Genomic DNA, 17,426 nt, shown 5'->3' on the forward strand with positions numbered 1-17,426 from the left:
TAAAGATATTGGCAAGAATAAGCCACAAGAGCCATAATTTTTTATAATTTTACAGCCCCAAACAAAAATTCGAATTATATTACGGATATGGAAAACAAGTTGTTCATTTATAATACACTAAAGCGAAAGAAAGAATTGTTCGAACCACTTAACGCACCATTTGTTGGTTTGTATGTTTGTGGTCCTACAGTTTATGGCGATGCCCATTTAGGTCATGCTCGTCCTGCTATTACTTTCGATTTACTTTTCAGATATCTTACTCATTTAGAGTATAAAGTTCGCTACGTTCGTAACATTACTGATGTTGGTCACTTGGTGAACGATGCCGATGAGGGAGAAGATAAAATTGCTAAGAAAGCTCGTTTAGAGCAGCTTGAACCAATGGAAGTTGTTCAATTTTTTACCGATCGTTACCACAAGGATATGGACGATTTGAATGTACGCAAGCCAAGTATCGAGCCACGTGCATCGGGTCATATCATTGAGCAAATGGAAGTGATTGACAAATTACTGGACAATGGTTTTGCTTACGAAAGCAATGGTTCTATCTATTTTGATGTAGAAGCTTACAGCAAAAAGCATGAGTACGGAAAATTGTCAGGCCGTAAGATTGAGGAGTTGATCTCAAATACTCGTGAATTGGATGGTCAGAGTGAAAAGAAAAACTCATTCGACTTTGCACTTTGGAAGAAAGCTGCACCTGAGCACATCATGCGTTGGCCATCGAAATGGAGTGATGGTTTCCCAGGATGGCACTTGGAGTGTACTGCAATGGGCGAAAAGTATTTGGGTGAGCAGTTCGATATTCACGGAGGTGGATTGGATTTACAGTTCCCTCACCACGAATGTGAGATTGCACAATCAACCGGAGCAAACGGCAAGGAAGCTGTAAAATATTGGATGCACAACAACATGATTACCATTAATGGTCAGAAAATGGGTAAATCCTTGGGCAACTTTATTACACTTTCGAACATGTTCTCGGGCGAAAACGATGTGTTAGATCAGGCTTATAGCCCAATGACCGTTCGTTTCTTCATGTTACAGGCACATTATCGCAGTCCGCTTGATTTCTCGAACGATGCATTAAGAGCAGCAGAGAAAGGATTCAACAGAATGATGGCTGCAATTGCTACTTTAGATAAAATCCAGGCATCAGCTTCTTCGAGCATTAATGTTGCTGATTTGAAAACCAAATGTTACGAGGCATTGAACGATGACTTGAACACGCCAATATTAATCGCTCACCTGTTTGATGGTGTGAAAATGATTAACTCATTGGCAGCAGGAACAGAAAGCATTACTGCTGAAGATTTGGAAAGCCTGAAAACACTATACAATACTTTGGTATTTGATGTTTTAGGTTTGCAGATAGAAGGATCGGATGATGGTGGCAACAATGAATTGCTTGATAAAGTAATTGCCTTTTTGCTTGAAACCAGAAACGAGGCCAAAAAGAACAAAGATTGGGCTACGGCCGATAAGATACGAGATGAATTGACCAATTTAGGCATCGTGGTGAAAGACACCAAAGATGGTTTTGAATGGGAAATCACAAAATAAACATTGAAACTGTCCTGAGTAATCGGGACAGTTTTTTTATTTTTATCAAACCAAACACTAAACGAAATACAACAATGAAATTTCAAATTCTCTTCTCTTCTCTATTTTTTATTTTATCGGGATGTGGTAGCAATGGTGCTACAAAACCTGAAACTGAGAAAAAGGAAGTTGCTCCTGCTGCTAAAACCATCGAGTTTGTAAATAGTATGCGATTAAAAGCACCTAAAAGAGGAGATGTATTTGCTTATGGCGAAGAGATTGAAATTTTGGTTCATCCGAAGAAAAAATCTGGTGATATTGATTCCTTGCAATTGTGGGGCGATGGCGAATTGGTAAAAACCATTACTTCGAAACCCTGGAATTTAAAATGGACGCCAACAAAGGATAAAATGGGTAAGCACAATATGAAGTTGATGGCTTATCATGAAAATGGAACAGTTGGTTTGGTAAGCACTTACATCAACTTAAAGTCGAATCAAGCTCCTGCTGATTACGCTTACGAAATTGTAAATTCATTTCCTCACGATAGACGCGCTTACACACAAGGATTGTTTTTTCATGATGGATTTTTGTACGAAGGAACAGGCCAGCATGGCGAATCGTCTTTAAGAAAAGTGCGCCTTGAAAATGGTGAAGCCATTTCCATTAAAAATTTGGAGCAGGAATATTTCGGAGAAGGAATTACCTACAGCAAAAACAGAATTATTCAGCTAACCTGGCATGCACGAAAAGCATTTGTGGTTGACCCTGAAACTTTCGAACAAATAGATTTCTTCGAAGTGCAAACTACCAATGGCGAAGGTTGGGGAATTACCGCCATGAATAATGAATTGGTAGTTTCTGATGGCTCGAATGTACTTACCCTTCTTGATGATACCAATTATGGAAAGAAACGTACCATTGAAGTGTACGACAACAATGGTGCTGTTACCAACCTAAACGAGCTGGAGTACATTAACGGTAAAATTTATGCCAATGTATGGTTAACCGAGCGAATTGTAATCATTAATCCTGAAACGGGTAGAGTAGAAGGTAGCATTCACTTGGGAACAATTCTAAAGAAAAAGGATAGAATTAACCTGGACAAAAACGACGATGTTCTAAACGGTATTGCCTGGGATGAGGCTACACAAAGAATGTTTGTAACCGGTAAACGCTGGCCTAAGCTATTCGAGATTAAGATTGAGAAGAAGTAGGTTTTATAAACTTGGCGTAGAAAGTAATTCTTACTTGTTATGAATCAGTGCAGCTCTATATCAATAATATGATTTAATTCTGCCCATTCTACAAAATCATATTTTTCAAATTTCTTTTTCCATTCCATTCCATTTCCTTTCCCTCGGGAACATGAAAGAAAATTATACAACCAGCGGTTTCACCTTCTGTTTGTTCTTTTAGTTTTAAGATTTTCATAGAATCGAGCCAATCTAACTGATAAGGTTTGTTCTTAATATCAAAAAACCTAGGAAATATAGTTATCACTTTTGTTTGATAATGTAAGTATCCATTAACGAACCAAGTGTTGCCATCATTGGTATATGGCTTTTTATTTAAATAGTTCAGGACATACTGCAAACTATCTGAAGGAAGATTTGATGTATAAACTTGTGAGTGTATGTTTTCAACATCAAGATCTAAGCTATTTATAAAATCAAAGACTTTATTGATTGTAAAGGATCCTTTAATTTTTACTAAAACATCCGTAGGTACAAACTCATAATCTGGTTTCTCTATATCGTTGTCAGTATCTTGCTCACAAGCTAATACCGAGATCAAAACAATAATTAAAATGAATTTGTATGCTTTCATAGTAACGGCTTTTTTAGTAGATGTTATTATGAGTTAATGGTTGCGTTAGAAGCCTTAAATAGAGTCTGTTCTTTAAAGTTGGCTCAATGAATATGGAGTACTTTTCCGTTACATAGTTCAATTACGCCACATACAAAACTGTAACGGCCACATAGTTTCCAAACACATCCACATATAAAAATAATAGGGCCACATATGAGATGACTAACTCCACATACAAAACTAGTATTTGCACATATTGGTTTATAACATCCACATTATGTGGAGATGACTAAATATTATGTGGAAAGTATATGAATGTATGTGGAGCTAATAAAATACTATGTGGAGATGCTAATTAGATATGTGGAGATAAGGATTAAGTATGTGGTAATACTGAAATGGTATGTGGAAGATATTTTTATACACAAAGAATTACACTACTCCTCAATCTCAAGCTTGCCCTTGCGTTTTTTGAAAAAGGAATTTTTGGAGTTTCTCAGGCCCTCGTAGGAATCCAGAATTCCTTTTACACTTCCAACCAAAACCTTGGCTTCAACCTGTATGGGAATGCGGTTGTCGTCGTTGCTTAGCCAAACGGTCATGTCTTCACCGCCTTTAAACATGGTTCCCTTTACCAATAGTGGCGAAAACTTTAGGCATTCGAACCTTTCGCCCGATTTTGTTTTAATAACTTCCACCCCTTTGTAACGAATGTATAGCGAATGAATCTCGTTATCAACCAGCATCGATAGGGGAATTTTATCGCCCTTTTTGTATTTGCTAAAATCGAGGTTGCGCACATAGTAGGCCACCGATAGTATATCGAAGGTGCATGGCTTGTTGGCCAGGGTATCTAATTTTTCAGGCTTTTCACGCTTCTGAATTTTCGAAAGTATGGTGCTGTCAGCGTAATTGAACCAATACTCGTGATGGGCATTGTACTTCGCCTCATGCGTTCGTCTATCGAAATACAATGGTCTTAGGTTCTCTCTTTCGGTATAGGCAGTAAGGGTATCACGCAAGTGGAAAAACCAATCGAAAGCCTTTAGGTTTTTACCTGTACCATAAAATTTGTAGGCATCCTTTTCCTTGTATTTGCTCTGCTCAACGCTAAGTTGTACCTCGCCGGCAGCAACCCATATAAATCCCCAGTTGTAGTAACCACGATAGGTTAATTTCTCTCCAGCCTCGAAGGCAAAATTCTTTTCGAGGCATTGTGCTGAAGCATTGTTGCCAAATGCACAATACAAGAGTAAAAATACAAGTAGTGTTTTTGTACACTTAATTACTGATGAGGATAAGGGCATTAATTGATGATTTATAATTGGAAAATAGACTCTGACAGCTTTTAAGAAAGGCTGTTGGTTTATTAATTTATCTCTTCACTTACGAAATGAATTTTTCCCTTTTAGGGAATCCCGAAAGCTTTCGCGGAGCCTACAGGCAAAAGGGTGTAATAATAAAAAAACACAAACTAAAAGCACCCCTCTGGCTGTCGCCATCTCCCCTTAATAAGGGGAGAAAGCCAGAATTTATGGTATGCTAACTTAAATTAGCTAATCGTCATTTATACTTGCATTACCTGCTTACCTTTCCAATCTTCTCCTCAATGGCTTCAACCTTTGTTTTTAGGCGATTGTCTTTGCCTTTTTGGCTGTCGATATTCATGGTGCAATAAATGCGATTCGAGTTTTCGGCCAAGATATCGTGCGATTGGTTCACCACCTCTAAAGCCTGTGCCATGGTGTCGGTCTCCAGTAAAGTTCCCATGGCAGTAAGTTGGTAATTGTACCCGCTTTCGCGGATCAGGTCGATTACCTTACTAACTTCCGAACTAACGCTATCGCCTTTATCGGTTGGAAATATTGCAAATTCAACTAAAACTGACATTTTATATCGTTTTTAAATGAAACAAGCATGATTAAAATAATTATTAATCAAACTCTATAATGATTATTTTAATCTTGCGGCTTCCATCTGACCTAAAAATGAAAATTATAATCAGATGAAATTATTGATTGATATAATGCCGATCTATTAATGAGAAGTATTTAGGAGTGAAAAGAACTAAATATTTTCTTCATTAAAGAATCGGTATCATTTTTTACGTTTGTTTTTCTTTGCCTTTTTGTCGATCGCCTTTTTCATCTCTTTGGCTTCATGATCGTGGTCGTGATGTTCATGATCGCAATTTGGATCATGACACTCGTCATCGTGATCATGCGATTGGAACATGACTTCTTTGCTTGCAGGAATCATGATTCTGTCTTCAACCTCCCAATTCGATCGTACTTTTAATTCTTTATAGAAATAGTATACCTGTTCAGGCTGAACTTTTTCTTTGTAGTTACCAGTATCCCAAACTCCATTTTCGTTACGATCTTCAATTATTTTAACAATGTAAGTTTTAGGTTCCAGGTAATCGAAAATTATGGTTTGATCTGATTTTATTTTCTTGGTTTGAATTATTTTTTCCTCTTTTCCACTTTCGAGCAATTGTACCAAAGTAGGCATTTTTACACCAGATACATTCATGAACAATTTGCCGTAATGTTCCAGTTCACGAGTGGTAATTTTTCCTTCGAATGAGTCGCTGTATATACCGTAAATGTTTTGGAATGCGGTTGAGTCGATGTCGATTTTATAACTGGTTTCCGGCTCCCAATCAACAATGAAATTGTATTGCAACAAATTTTTTGGATCTTTCTCGATTTTAAACTCAGCAGGAATTTCCAATGTATCTTTCAACTGGTAAAAATGAATGCTGTCGTAATTGATTTTAGCCAAAGGTTCATCGAAACGCATTGCGATGTTTTTGTGCAAATCTTGTGACGAACTGGCTTTAAAGCTAAACTGGTATTTAGGCTTTTGAATTTTTACTTGCTTCTTTTTCTTCTTCTTCGATTGTTTTGCCTTTTTCTTGTCTTTAAAGTTCAGCTTCACGGTATCCTGAAATAAGCTAAGCTGATTGGTGGTATCCGTTTTTAGGTATTCCAGTGCCGCCAATAAAGTATCTCGTTTGTAGATGGTCGAATCGGTAATCCAGAAAGAAAGTGTGTCTTTGGTTGGATTGATTTCGGCCAAGAACCAATCTGGATTTTCTTCAAATCCTACAAAATCAATTTTTAAACTATCAGTTCTTTTTGCATTGAATTCAAATTCTAGTTTCTCTCTTCTTGGTCTTTTATATCCGGTAAGGTATTGCAAAGGATTTTCTTCATCGAACATTCTGATGTGAACGTTGTTTGGCTCCAATGCTGTAGCTCTGCTTACTACTACAGAATCGCCACCAATTGAATCCAATTGCTCAAAACGATGAGCAGAAGGAACGATCAATTCATCGAAAAAGCCAATCATCTCGCCCGGACCATTGTACAAATAGTCTTTGTTGCCATCAACAATGGCAAATAGCTTGTAAGTTCCTTCGCGTAGATTATTCAATTGAAAATATCCTGCCGAGTCGGTTAATGCAATGTAATCGGGAGTAGTGGTTAAAGGCACCGAATCGTGAGTGTTCAGGTATGCCATTACCATCGATTTCTCAACTGGCAATTCATCAAAAGCATTGTCAATTTTTCCTTTAATACTTAAAGAGTCGATTGTTTCGCCTGTTGAAAATACAAATTGATATTCGCCCAGTGGATTTCCCTCGTTGTTATCCACAATACCATCACCAAAATCAAGAGTGTAAGTAGTATTTTCTTTTAATTCCTCTTCAAGTTTTACATATATCGATCTTCCTTTTAACTTTACGATCGGATTTTTCTTAAAAGGAGGCGAAACCACAAACTTTTCATTGATATTTTCAAGTCTGACAAATTCGTCGAAGAAAATCTCTACTTTGCCGCCTTTAAAGTTTAGTGCGTAATTTTCAGGTGTAGTTTTTACAACTTTTGGAGGAGTCTTATCTTCAGGTCCTCCGGTTGGGTAACCCTGATTAGCACAAGAATATATAAATAACGAAACTGATAATCCCAGAAGGATATTTAAAGCTATCTTTTTCAAATTGATTGGTTTTGATAATTGATATTCGCAACAAAATTACAAAGTTTAAGTACAAAAATAAGTTAATAAAAGTAAAATGGTTGATTCATCTTCATTTTCGATAGAAAACAGGCAAAAATTTTTAGAGGAGGCTACAGGCAATAAGTTTGATTTTGTATTTACAAGCTGTGGTTTCAAAGAGGCTTTGTTCTGTTTAATTGCTTCGGGCTTAGGCTTTCGTTGTGCTTTGTTTTGTGAACACGATTTTGAGAATGTGCTGCACACAGTAGTTGATACCAAAGATGCAGGCAAGAAATCCATTATCAGTTTGCGCGAGCGTTTTCCTCATTTGATTCTTCCGGATGAATATCTTCATATTCAGAAGGAAAAGAAACGTTTTTCAGGATTATTTTCCAACACCATTAAAGAAAAGGATTTGCCTCGATATGAACCTACACTGCAATTAAGCGATGGTGCTTTGGTTAGCCTGGAAAGAGAATTCAAAATAAATGCAAACCGTTTGTTGATTTCGATCATTAAATCGGCAGTTGACAATGGGGTGTGTATTTTGAATCATGTGAATTGCGATCTGGGAAATGAAGGAGAATTAATCATTTCTGATCGATTGAATTTAATAGAGAATTCTTATTCGATTCATTACGACAAACTAGTACAGTTTTCTAATCCGGATAATGAGCAAAGAACCGAACTGCACATTTATTTGAATAAGAAAGGCCTGTTTTTAAAGCGAAGTGTAAAGTTTCGTGTCGAAGATAAATTGGTTCGATTGATCAGGTATCAGGATCATTTCTTGTTGATTTGCGAAAGTGATAACATGAATCTTGATTTTGTAAAAAAGGTATTGGATGAGTTGAGTTCCATGTTTGTACACGAAATTTCTTTTAATGAAGATGATATTATTTCTTCTCAAATTGTTTCGGTTGATAGTAAAGCCAATTTAAAAGATCAGCTTTCTGCGTTAGAGAAGTATTGCAAGCAGTATCTGAATGTTTCAGGATCGGAATTTGTAGAGCGATTGCATAAGTTTTCAGTTATCGATTCGCACTTTGAAGGGCGAAAGGAAATACAGGAGTTGATAGAATTTGCCGATTTTAAGTACGATGAGGCCAAACAAACAGGAATTGATCCCATTTCATTTAAAAATGTTTTCTACCGATTTGGTTCAGAATCCGAGCAGCTAACCGAGCTGGCTTACGAGTGGCGAGCAAAATATGGTCCTGGCGAAAAATTGTGGCAAAATGTGCAATTGTGGTACTTGTACAAACATGAAATGATTTGTAGCATGAACGATTATTACGCTCGTATTAACTCTATAGATAAGACAAATCCATCGAGTTTATCTATCGATGAAGAGGTTATGAACAAATGTCTTTTCGTATAATCACCCTAAAAATGTTGTAAAACATACTGTTTTGAAAATATACCTACAATTAGGTATTGTTTGAACATTATTGTGCATTTATTTTTGTGCCGTAATTAGTGATATAACACAATTCATAAGTGAACTTACTACAGAAATACAGAAAAACAATTGTTTACATACTTATGCCAGCATTATTAATGTTGGCGGGTAATGCTGTATTCAACTGGCACGTTCATAAATCTGAACAAGGACAATTATTTGTTCATGCTCACCCTTTTAATAAAACTGAAGCATGCTCTAAAGCTTGTGAAAATGCAGATAGTCCGGTAAATAATGGCACTAAGCATTCTCATAATTCAAGCGAATGTTTCTCAATTGACAAAATTACCAGCTTTCTATTTGTAATATCTGCTATTGTCGTAGTGGTGTGCAATAGAAACAGATTTGTTGAGACCTCAAAGGTTTATCACTACCATGTTAAAAAGAATTTATTAGCCAGTCTTTTACCTAATCGGGCTCCTCCTATATTGGCTTAAATTAATACACCCTTGAATTGAGAGGGTGGCTTTTCAAATTATTTTATTGGAATATATGATAATGTATAGCGAATTGTTAAGCTGTATGATTGAATATATAATCCCCACAAACATTTACATTTTATATAAACTATGAAAAAATCACTTAAGTTATGCCTAAGCGTAGCGCTTATGGTATTATCTATGGTTTCTTTTGCGCAACAACACAAAAGAACCGACGCAAATGTATATGGTCATGTGTTGGCTGGTGGAGAACACCTTCCATTCGCAACCATTAGTATTGAAGGTACAACAATCGGAACTGCTGCCGATGAAACAGGTCACTTCCAAATTGTAAACCTTCCATTGGGAACACTTAAAATTAAGGCACAGGCTTTAGGTTACAAATCTCAGGTTGTTGAAGTTGAATTCAAGAAAGGAGAATCAAAAGAAGTACACTTCGAGCTTGAAAAAGATGTATTGGGTATTGATGAGGTTGTTGTTACAGGTGATAGAAATGAGAAGAATAGAACTGAATCTTCTACCATTGTAAACACTTTAACTTCTAAATTATTTGCTACAACTCAATCTGTAACTTTGTCGGAAAGTTTGAATTTTGCTCCAGGTTTAAGAATGGAGAACAATTGCCAAAACTGTGGTTTTACTCAGGTAAGAATGAATGGTATGGAAGGTCCATATTCTCAGGTGTTGATTAACAGTCGCCCTATTTTCAGCGGTTTAGCTGGAGTTTATGGTCTAGAATTGATGCCTGCCAATATGATCGAAAGAATTGAAGTTGTACGTGGTGGTGGATCTGCCTTATATGGTAGTAATGCTATTGCTGGAACCATCAACTTAATTTTGAAAGATCCGGTAAACAACTCTTATGAGTTCGGTGCAAGTACTGGTTTAGTTGGTGTTGGTGTTGATGGCGGTGGTGATGCTGCTGAAGATCATACCATAAATATGAATACTTCTTTGGTATCTTCTGATGGTAAAACAGGTCTGGCAGTATACGGTTTCTTCCGTGACAGAGCACCTTTCGATGCTAACGATGATACATTCTCTGAAATTTCTCAACTTAAAAATACTACTGTAGGTTCTAGGTTTTTCCACAGATTTAGTGCTCGTAGTAAGGTTTCTCTTGACTTCTTCAACATTAAAGAAAATCGTAGAGGTGGGGACAAATTTGCTTATGTTGAGCATGAGGCAGGAATTGCAGAGGCATTGAGACATGATATTACAACAGGAGCTGTAACTTACGATCAATTCTTCAGAGAAAAAGATTTATGGTCGGTATATGTATCTGGACAGAAAGTGGATAGAAATTCATATTATGGAGCAGAGCAATCTTTAAGCGATTACGGTAAAACCAAAGGATTTACTTACACTGTAGGATCTCAGTACAATGCGAACTTCGAAAATTCAAACATTACTTTTGGTATTGAGAATGTTGCAGAGACTTTGAAAGATAGAAAATTAGGATATCTTGATGTAGACAATGCGGTTGTAAACCCTGATGGAAGTGTTACTATTCCTCATACTGACAATACAACTGTAGCAGATCAGGATAAAAATACATTAGGTATTTTCTCACAATACGAAATTGAGTTTAACAGATTAAGTGTATCTGTTGGAGCACGTTTTGACCGATATTCTGTAAAAGACAAAGATCATGGTGGTAAAGAAACAGGTAATGTATTCAGTCCACGTGTAACTTTGAAATATGATATCAAAGAGCACTTACAAGCAAGAGCAAGCTATTCTAAAGGTTACCGAGCTCCACAAGTTTTCGACGAAGACCTTCATATCGAAACTTCAGGTTCAAGACAAGTACTTCACGAAAATGCAGATGATCTAGAGCAGGAAACAAGCCACTCTTATATGGCATCTCTTGATTTTAACAAGAAAATAGGTAATACTTTCGTAGGATTCCTTGTTGAAGGTTTTTATACAAAGCTTGATAATCCATTCGCTAACGAGTATGGTGAGCCAGATGCTGACGGTACAGTAATTTACACTCGTGTAAATGCTAAAGAAGGTGCTGTTGTAAAAGGTTTGAACATGGAATTGAATGTTGTACCAAGCGATAAATTATCTGTAAAAGGTGGATTTACTCTACAAAGCAGTAAATATAAAGAAGCTCAGGAATTTAATGAGAAAAAATTCTTTAGAACTCCTGAAAAATATGGATACTTTACTTTAGATTGGAGACCAGCTAAAAACTTTGGTATCTCATCAACTGGAAATTACACAGGTTCAATGCTTGTTCCTCATAACGATGAAGTGTTGGTTGACTCTGATTCATTCTTCGATTTAGGTATGAAATTCCGTTATGACATCAAGTTGAATGGTGCGAAATTACAGCTGTATACTGGTGTGAAAAATATTTTCAACTCTTATCAGGATGATCACGATCGTGGAATTGATAGAGATCCAGGATATTTATATGGTCCATTAAATCCAAGAACAATTTACTTCGGTATTAAAATTGGGAACTTGTTGTAGAAATTATCTACAATCAACAAAAGTAAAAACTGTGGGTTAGTTTTAACGGGACTGTTTCATTTCGAAACAGTTCCGTTTTTTTTTGCTTCAAACTTTGGCTTGGTATAATAATTGATCGAAGTATGATTGTGTAAGCATTATAAATCAGAAATTATGACCTGATAACATGATGGATACAACGATTTTTTAAAAAAGATAAGTAAATTTGCACGAAACATTAAAAAGACTGAATTACCACGGGAGATATGGAAAACGAGAAGAAAGATAAGATTTACAAAGGCGTACTAATAGGATTGGGAATAGTATTGGTTGTTGTTGCAGTAATGTACTACTCGGAACATCGCGAAAACAAAAGATATATTGGTGAAATTACCGCTGAAAAATTGAGCTTGCAAAGCGAACTGGAATTGCTTTCTGCTGACTATGATTCATTGCAAACAAGCAACGATACATTAAACGTTCAGCTAAAAATGGAGCAAGAGAAAATCTCGGAGCTTTTGGAGAGAATGAGAGTGTTCCGAAATAATTCGTATGCTGAAATTAACAAGTACAAGCGCGAGTTAGGAACATTGAAAGAAGTGCTTAGAGATTACATCGTTCAGATTGATTCCCTAAATACTCGCAACCAGTTACTGACAGCTGAAAATGTTCGCGTTAAAAAGCAAATTAACTGGGTAAAAGAGAGAAACCAAAAGCTTGAGGAATCAACCGAGAATATGAAGGAAGTAATCAGTAAGGCTGCAGCTCTTGATGTTGCCGGACTTACTTGTTATCCTATCAATAAAAAAGGAAAAACGGTTAAAAAAATATCTAAGACAGTAAAGTTGAAAACTAGTTTTACTTTACGCAAGAACATTACTGCAGCTACAGGTGCTAAAGAAATTTTTGTTCGTTTAACTCGTCCTGATGAGGTGGTTCTTGGAAATCCACAGAATCTCTTATTTGACTTTGAAAATACCAAGTTGGTTTATTCAGCAAAGCGTGAAATTGACTATGAAGGAGATGAGCTGGAAGTAGCAATTTTTTGGGATAATGATGGAAGTTTAATTTCAGGAGAATACAAAGTGGACGTATTTGCTGAAGGAAATCATATCGGAAATGCTAAGTTCTTGCTGAAATAGATTATTCTACAGTACAAGATAAAAAACAAGCTTGCCAAATTTGGCAAGCTTGTTTTTTGCGATAAACTTTTGTCAAGCAATAAATGTTTACTTAAATATTGTTCTTGATCCGAATGCTCTAAATCCAACCAGAATCGAAACACAACCACTTTCAATTTCTTCTTTGGTCATATTTTCTGGAACTAATACACGAATAATAAAATCATCGGTACTTTCAACCATAAAATCCCAAAGATTGGTATGATCTTCGTCTGCATTATCGTAGAGCAGGTTGTATTCCGTATCGAATAATTGGAACTGTAGTTTTCCCAATTGCTCTTCTCCTTTTACAAGAATTCGATATTCCTGATCCTTATAGAAAGTCAACTGCAGTTCCGCGGTCTCTCCTTGCGAAAGCACTGCATTATTTAATTGCCCATTAAAGGTATATGGATTTAATTGAGGAATACATTCTTTTTTTGTGTATTCATTGCACTGGGCCAAAGTGAATTCTGGTAATGCTAAAATACAAATGGTAAATATGGCGAGTTTTAATAATATCTTCATAAGTAGTGAGTTTTAATAGAAATTATAATTCGGTAAGTTTGGCTCTTATACGATTGTTAATTTCGTGAATCCCTTTAATCGTTTCGTTCGAAGCGCTTAGTGTAACTTTATTTTGAATTATAGTTTTTCCATTTTTCGATTTTAAGCTTGATGGTGTTTTTTTAACTTGTTCAATCTCTCGGAACTTTGAATCTAGCTTTTTCAGATCAGGTAAAATCTCATTAATTTTTTCATCATTTCGATATTGATTTAGCAAGCCAATTAAATTTTTAACAGAATGTTTTTGTTGAGCAATTAAGCTTACCAACTCTTTTTGAGGTTTATCAAGATCGATAATATTTGTGGCCAGGTATAGGGTTTCAATCCATCCACCAAACACGATTAATGCAGCAGTTCCTCCACGTTGATTCTCCTTTAGATAACTATCCGATTTGGTAAAAGTTTCCGATATGATATTTAATAAGGAATCTTGGTTTTCAATGTTTTCCTCAACTCGTTTGGCTGTAATTTTTTCCTGCTCTTCAGGAATGCCCAATTCACGAGTAAATTTCTTGATTACAGCAAGATATCGGGCAGCATCCTGAAACTGATTATAAATGCGAATATAGCTTAAATCAGCACCATAAATTCCAATATTTATGGCGATATCAGCTTGTGATAAATAATTATCAGCATTGTTTACAGAATTCATTAAATCAGGCTGATAAGGAAGATCCATTTTCTTCATTAATTCTGTTACCTGTAGAGGACTAGGAACATTATAGAAGAGATTTTTTACTGGACCAAACTTCTGAGGTTGTGCGAGATTATTTTCCAGTTTACTTTCTTTTGAACTGTTACCGTTGTTGCATGAAAAGCACAACAATGTATTTGTGAAAATCAGTAAAAAACAGATAGCTCTGATTGTAATTTTTAACATAGTTTATGTGTTTACTCTAAGTTTAGTAATGGTAATAAACTTAAAGTTATACTTTTACCGTCAATAAGCAAGCAAAAAAATAATATATCTCACCTTCCATAAAAAACACTTAACTTGTAGAAACAATTGGAAAATACTGTCGTAAATAAAAAGTTACAAAAAAGAATTTGGTATGAGAATCGGGATACTTATAGGACGAATAGGAGGTGTAGATGGAGTTGCATTAGAGACTGAAAAATGGATTAAAGTATTTCGAAAAATGGGTCACGAAGTGTTCACATTATCTGGACAGTTCGAGGAAAGAAAATTAGATCCTCAGTTTGAAACATTGGTTCCGGAAATGTCTTTTTTCTCACCAGAAGGATTTTGGGGACAAAAGAAAGCTTTTCATTTTCCGGATAATAACTTGTCAGAGCTATTGGGGCACATAAACTTCTATGCCGATTTAATTGGGAATAAAATCATTGATTGGGCAAGAGAAAAGAAAATTGATGTTTTCGTTTCAGAGAATGCTTCAGCTTTGCCAGCGCATCTGGAAATGGGCTTAGGCATTAAGAAAGCAATTGTAGAACTTGGCTTGCCTACCATTACTCACGATCATGATTTCTATTGGGAAAGAGGAGACAGATATCTGTCTCCATATCCAGAAATTAATCAAATAGTTGCCGAGAATTTTCCATTGCGATTGCCAAATGTTTTTCATGCAGTAATTAATACTTACGGAAAAGATACTCTGCAAACACGATTCGATAGGGAATCAGTTGTTGTGCCAAATGTGATGAATTTTGATTTGCCTTTTGGTGAAATCAACGAAACCAATATCAACTTAAAAAGAAATTTGGGTTTTAAGGAGAATGACTATATTCTTGCCCAAGTTACACGAATTGTTCGCCGTAAAGGGATTGAAACAGCCATTCAGTTAATTCACATGCTCGATGATGCAAATGCGAAACTGGTAATTACTGGCAGTCATTCCGATGATGAGGGCAACGTTTATTACAATGAGCTGATTGAACAGATTCATGAATTGAAGTTGGAAGGACAAGTGATGTTTGCATCGCATATTATCAAGAACAATAGAAGACAAACACCAGGAAGCAAATCCTATGCGCTTTCCGATGCCTATGCTCATGCCAAAGCAAGTACTTATTTTAGTACTTATGAAGGTTTTGGGAATGCATTTATTGAATCGGTACTGGGAAAATGTCCAATATTTGTGAACAATTACAAGCCAGTTTATTGGCCTGACATTGGTAGCAAGGGATTTAAAACAGTTATGCTTGAGGACAATCTTATTACCGATAAAGCGTTAGAGGAAATGGAAGAGGTGATTCATAATGAAAAGCTAAATCGGGAAATCGGTGAGTACAATTATCAGTTGGGTAAGAAATATTTCTCTTTTGATACGCTGGAAGAAAAATTGGTTGAGCTTCTGGATAAAGCTGCCAAGTTCTCGGGTTAGATCAAAATTTTAAGCTCTGCCTGATTTGTTAGTTGATTGTTGGTAAAATCAATTCCTGAAATTAGATTTAATCCTGGCTTTTTACCGATTTCTAAAGATCCAAATTCATTATCGATTTTTAAATTTTGTGCAGGATATAAACTTGCCCATTTTATAAGTTCCCAAACAGATAGTTTAGGGAATTTTTGCTGAATCAATTTTATTTCTTCAAAAATGGAAAGTCTTTGGTGTGTACCAAGCGATCCGGTTCCAATGCAAAATTGATGGTTATTGCTAACTTCCACTTCGCATATGTCCATTATCAAATGGTTTATTAATGAAATGGAATTGGTATACACTTCATCATTACCTGCAAGCTGATAGATTAAATTTTCATCAGGTGTAACAAATTGAACCTTCGACTTCTCTTTATTTGATTGTGAATCTTGATAAGGAAAGAGATCAGCAGCTGCTTTTGTTCCAAAAGCTTCCAAATGATTAATACTTCTTTGCACAGAAGAGAAATCAACTTGTAATGAATTTACTTTTGATTTAAGATTGGCATTAAAATCACCAGTAGAACATGCTTTTAAATCTTTAGCTGTAAAACCACTATAAGAAAGCAAAGTAAAGGCATCAACAAAGCCTGGTACTATGGTTCCACCATAAAACTCAAGGTTTTCAATTTCCTTAAATTTGTTCTTGGTATCAATAATATCAATTATTTGGTTGGTATCATCAAGTACAATTATGCCATTTTTTAATGGGACTGAGCTGACTGGAAAAATATAATTTGCAGTTATTTTTCTCATCTTAAATCAGGAATAAATTCTCCTCGATCGATGTGTCTTTCGATTTCACGATTAATCTCAGTTGTATCAGGTTTCATTTCAGGATTATAAATTTTAATATTCTTAATCTCATACTCCTGAGTAAATATTTTAAGATCATTATCCCATTTGAACAGATCACCTACCAAATGTGTATATGTGGTATCAGGATATTCTAACTGGATAGTGTAATTTTTAAAAATGGAATCTTTTTTAATCTTGATTGGATCGAAATGTACTTTTTGTGGACCGTTAGTGGTATCTTTTTTCCAGAAATAGGCTTCCATTGTAGGATTTTCCGTTTGGTCCTTTTGAAATATTCTGATATCAGCAGATACTGTGTAAATACCTCTTTCTTTGATAGGAATTCTAAAACTAAAAGTTGGTTTACCTTGCTTTGGAACAATCCAATGTTTTTTTCTTTTCCACAGGTTAATAGTATCCTGTTCTAGCTTTGCATTTTTTATATCAATGCGATACTTAGTCTCTAATCGGTTTAGAGAGTCAATCACCTTATCGTAAATTTTTGTGAAATTTGAAGTGTTCTCAGCATAATATGCAACGCATGAATCGAATTCTGCAGGTTGTAAATTATACTTTTCGTAAATGGAATTGTAGTAATAACTTGGGCGATAATTTTTGCCAGCTCGGTAAATATTCTGCGCAGACATAGTACCATCTGCAATGTGAATATCAATTAGCATTTTTGTAAATTCTTCCTGATTTAGTTTAGGAGGATTCTTTTTTTCCTTAGAGCAGGAAAATAGAAAAACCGAAATGGTGGCTATGGTAATTATCAATATCTTATTCATCGAAAACTTAAC

15 protein-coding genes are annotated in these 17,426 nt (G+C 35.6%); 7 read left to right on the plus strand and 8 right to left on the minus strand.

The window, feature by feature from the left end; translation table 11 throughout:
* Positions 1-87 precede the first annotated feature (87 nt).
* Positions 88-1,563 (plus strand): cysteine--tRNA ligase, encoded by a 1,476-nt coding sequence (cysS, locus tag DF185_RS17370; RefSeq protein ID WP_110362034.1) that lies wholly within the window; start codon positions 88-90, stop codon positions 1,561-1,563.
* Between the two features lie 74 nt (positions 1,564-1,637).
* Complete coding sequence (locus DF185_RS17375) at positions 1,638-2,759, plus strand: glutaminyl-peptide cyclotransferase (protein ID WP_165836060.1); 1,122 nt, start codon at positions 1,638-1,640, stop codon at positions 2,757-2,759.
* A gap of 88 nt (positions 2,760-2,847) precedes the next feature.
* On the opposite strand, the gene DF185_RS17380 is transcribed toward DF185_RS17375, so the two are convergent.
* From DF185_RS17380 to DF185_RS17395, 4 genes are all read right to left on the minus strand, one after another.
* Positions 2,848-3,372 (minus strand): hypothetical protein, encoded by a 525-nt coding sequence (locus DF185_RS17380; RefSeq protein WP_110362036.1) that lies wholly within the window; start codon positions 3,370-3,372, stop codon positions 2,848-2,850.
* 419 nt (positions 3,373-3,791) lie between these two features.
* The gene (locus DF185_RS17385; RefSeq protein ID WP_110362037.1) at positions 3,792-4,661 is read right to left on the minus strand and encodes a DUF3108 domain-containing protein; all 870 of its coding nucleotides are present in this window, start codon (positions 4,659-4,661) and stop codon (positions 3,792-3,794) included.
* A 271-nt stretch (positions 4,662-4,932) separates the two neighbouring features.
* Positions 4,933-5,244 carry an MTH1187 family thiamine-binding protein gene (locus tag DF185_RS17390; protein WP_110362038.1) on the minus strand — a complete coding sequence of 104 codons (312 nt, stop codon included), beginning with the start codon at positions 5,242-5,244 and terminating at the stop codon, positions 4,933-4,935.
* A gap of 207 nt (positions 5,245-5,451) precedes the next feature.
* Entirely contained in the window at positions 5,452-7,359 is a 1,908-nt protein-coding gene (locus DF185_RS17395; protein WP_165836061.1) for an Ig-like domain-containing domain, read from the minus strand.
* Between the two features lie 76 nt (positions 7,360-7,435).
* On the opposite strand from DF185_RS17395, the gene DF185_RS17400 reads away from it, so the two are divergent.
* The 4 genes from DF185_RS17400 to DF185_RS17415 all read left to right on the plus strand — a co-directional run bounded on the left by DF185_RS17400 (position 7,436) and on the right by DF185_RS17415 (position 12,866).
* Positions 7,436-8,740 (plus strand): hypothetical protein, encoded by a 1,305-nt coding sequence (locus tag DF185_RS17400; protein WP_110362040.1) that lies wholly within the window; start codon positions 7,436-7,438, stop codon positions 8,738-8,740.
* Positions 8,741-8,859: 119 nt separating this feature from the next.
* The gene (locus DF185_RS17405; protein ID WP_133250075.1) at positions 8,860-9,258 is read left to right on the plus strand and encodes a DUF8478 family putative metalloprotein; all 399 of its coding nucleotides are present in this window, start codon (positions 8,860-8,862) and stop codon (positions 9,256-9,258) included.
* 132 nt (positions 9,259-9,390) lie between these two features.
* Positions 9,391-11,745 (plus strand): TonB-dependent receptor, encoded by a 2,355-nt coding sequence (locus tag DF185_RS17410; RefSeq protein ID WP_110362042.1) that lies wholly within the window; start codon positions 9,391-9,393, stop codon positions 11,743-11,745.
* A gap of 245 nt (positions 11,746-11,990) precedes the next feature.
* Positions 11,991-12,866 (plus strand): DUF8429 coiled-coil domain-containing protein, encoded by an 876-nt coding sequence (locus DF185_RS17415; RefSeq protein ID WP_110362043.1) that lies wholly within the window; start codon positions 11,991-11,993, stop codon positions 12,864-12,866.
* Positions 12,867-12,953: 87 nt separating this feature from the next.
* Here DF185_RS17415 and DF185_RS17420 read toward each other — a convergent pair whose 3' ends face one another.
* Entirely contained in the window at positions 12,954-13,412 is a 459-nt protein-coding gene (locus tag DF185_RS17420) for a hypothetical protein (RefSeq protein WP_110362044.1), read from the minus strand.
* 22 nt (positions 13,413-13,434) lie between these two features.
* Positions 13,435-14,331, minus strand: a complete 897-nt coding sequence (locus tag DF185_RS17425) for a hypothetical protein (protein ID WP_110362045.1) — start codon at positions 14,329-14,331, stop codon at positions 13,435-13,437.
* 172 nt (positions 14,332-14,503) lie between these two features.
* Between DF185_RS17425 and DF185_RS17430 the strand changes: the two genes are divergently transcribed.
* Positions 14,504-15,793 (plus strand): glycosyltransferase family 4 protein, encoded by a 1,290-nt coding sequence (locus DF185_RS17430; RefSeq protein ID WP_110362046.1) that lies wholly within the window; start codon positions 14,504-14,506, stop codon positions 15,791-15,793.
* Here DF185_RS17430 and DF185_RS17435 read toward each other — a convergent pair.
* Both DF185_RS17435 and DF185_RS17440 read right to left on the minus strand, forming a co-directional pair.
* Positions 15,790-16,584, minus strand: coding sequence for an amidohydrolase family protein (locus DF185_RS17435; RefSeq protein WP_110362047.1), 795 nt, complete (start codon positions 16,582-16,584; stop codon positions 15,790-15,792). The two genes, DF185_RS17430 and DF185_RS17435, sit on opposite strands and share 4 nt — an antisense overlap.
* The gene (locus DF185_RS17440; protein ID WP_133250076.1) at positions 16,581-17,414 is read right to left on the minus strand and encodes a DUF4296 domain-containing protein; all 834 of its coding nucleotides are present in this window, start codon (positions 17,412-17,414) and stop codon (positions 16,581-16,583) included. The genes DF185_RS17435 and DF185_RS17440 overlap by 4 nt, the downstream gene beginning before the upstream one ends.
* Between the last annotated feature and the right edge of the window lie 12 nt (positions 17,415-17,426).

The organism is Marinifilum breve, assembly GCF_003202155.1.
GTDB classification, from domain to species: Bacteria; Bacteroidota; Bacteroidia; order Bacteroidales; family Marinifilaceae; genus Marinifilum; species Marinifilum breve.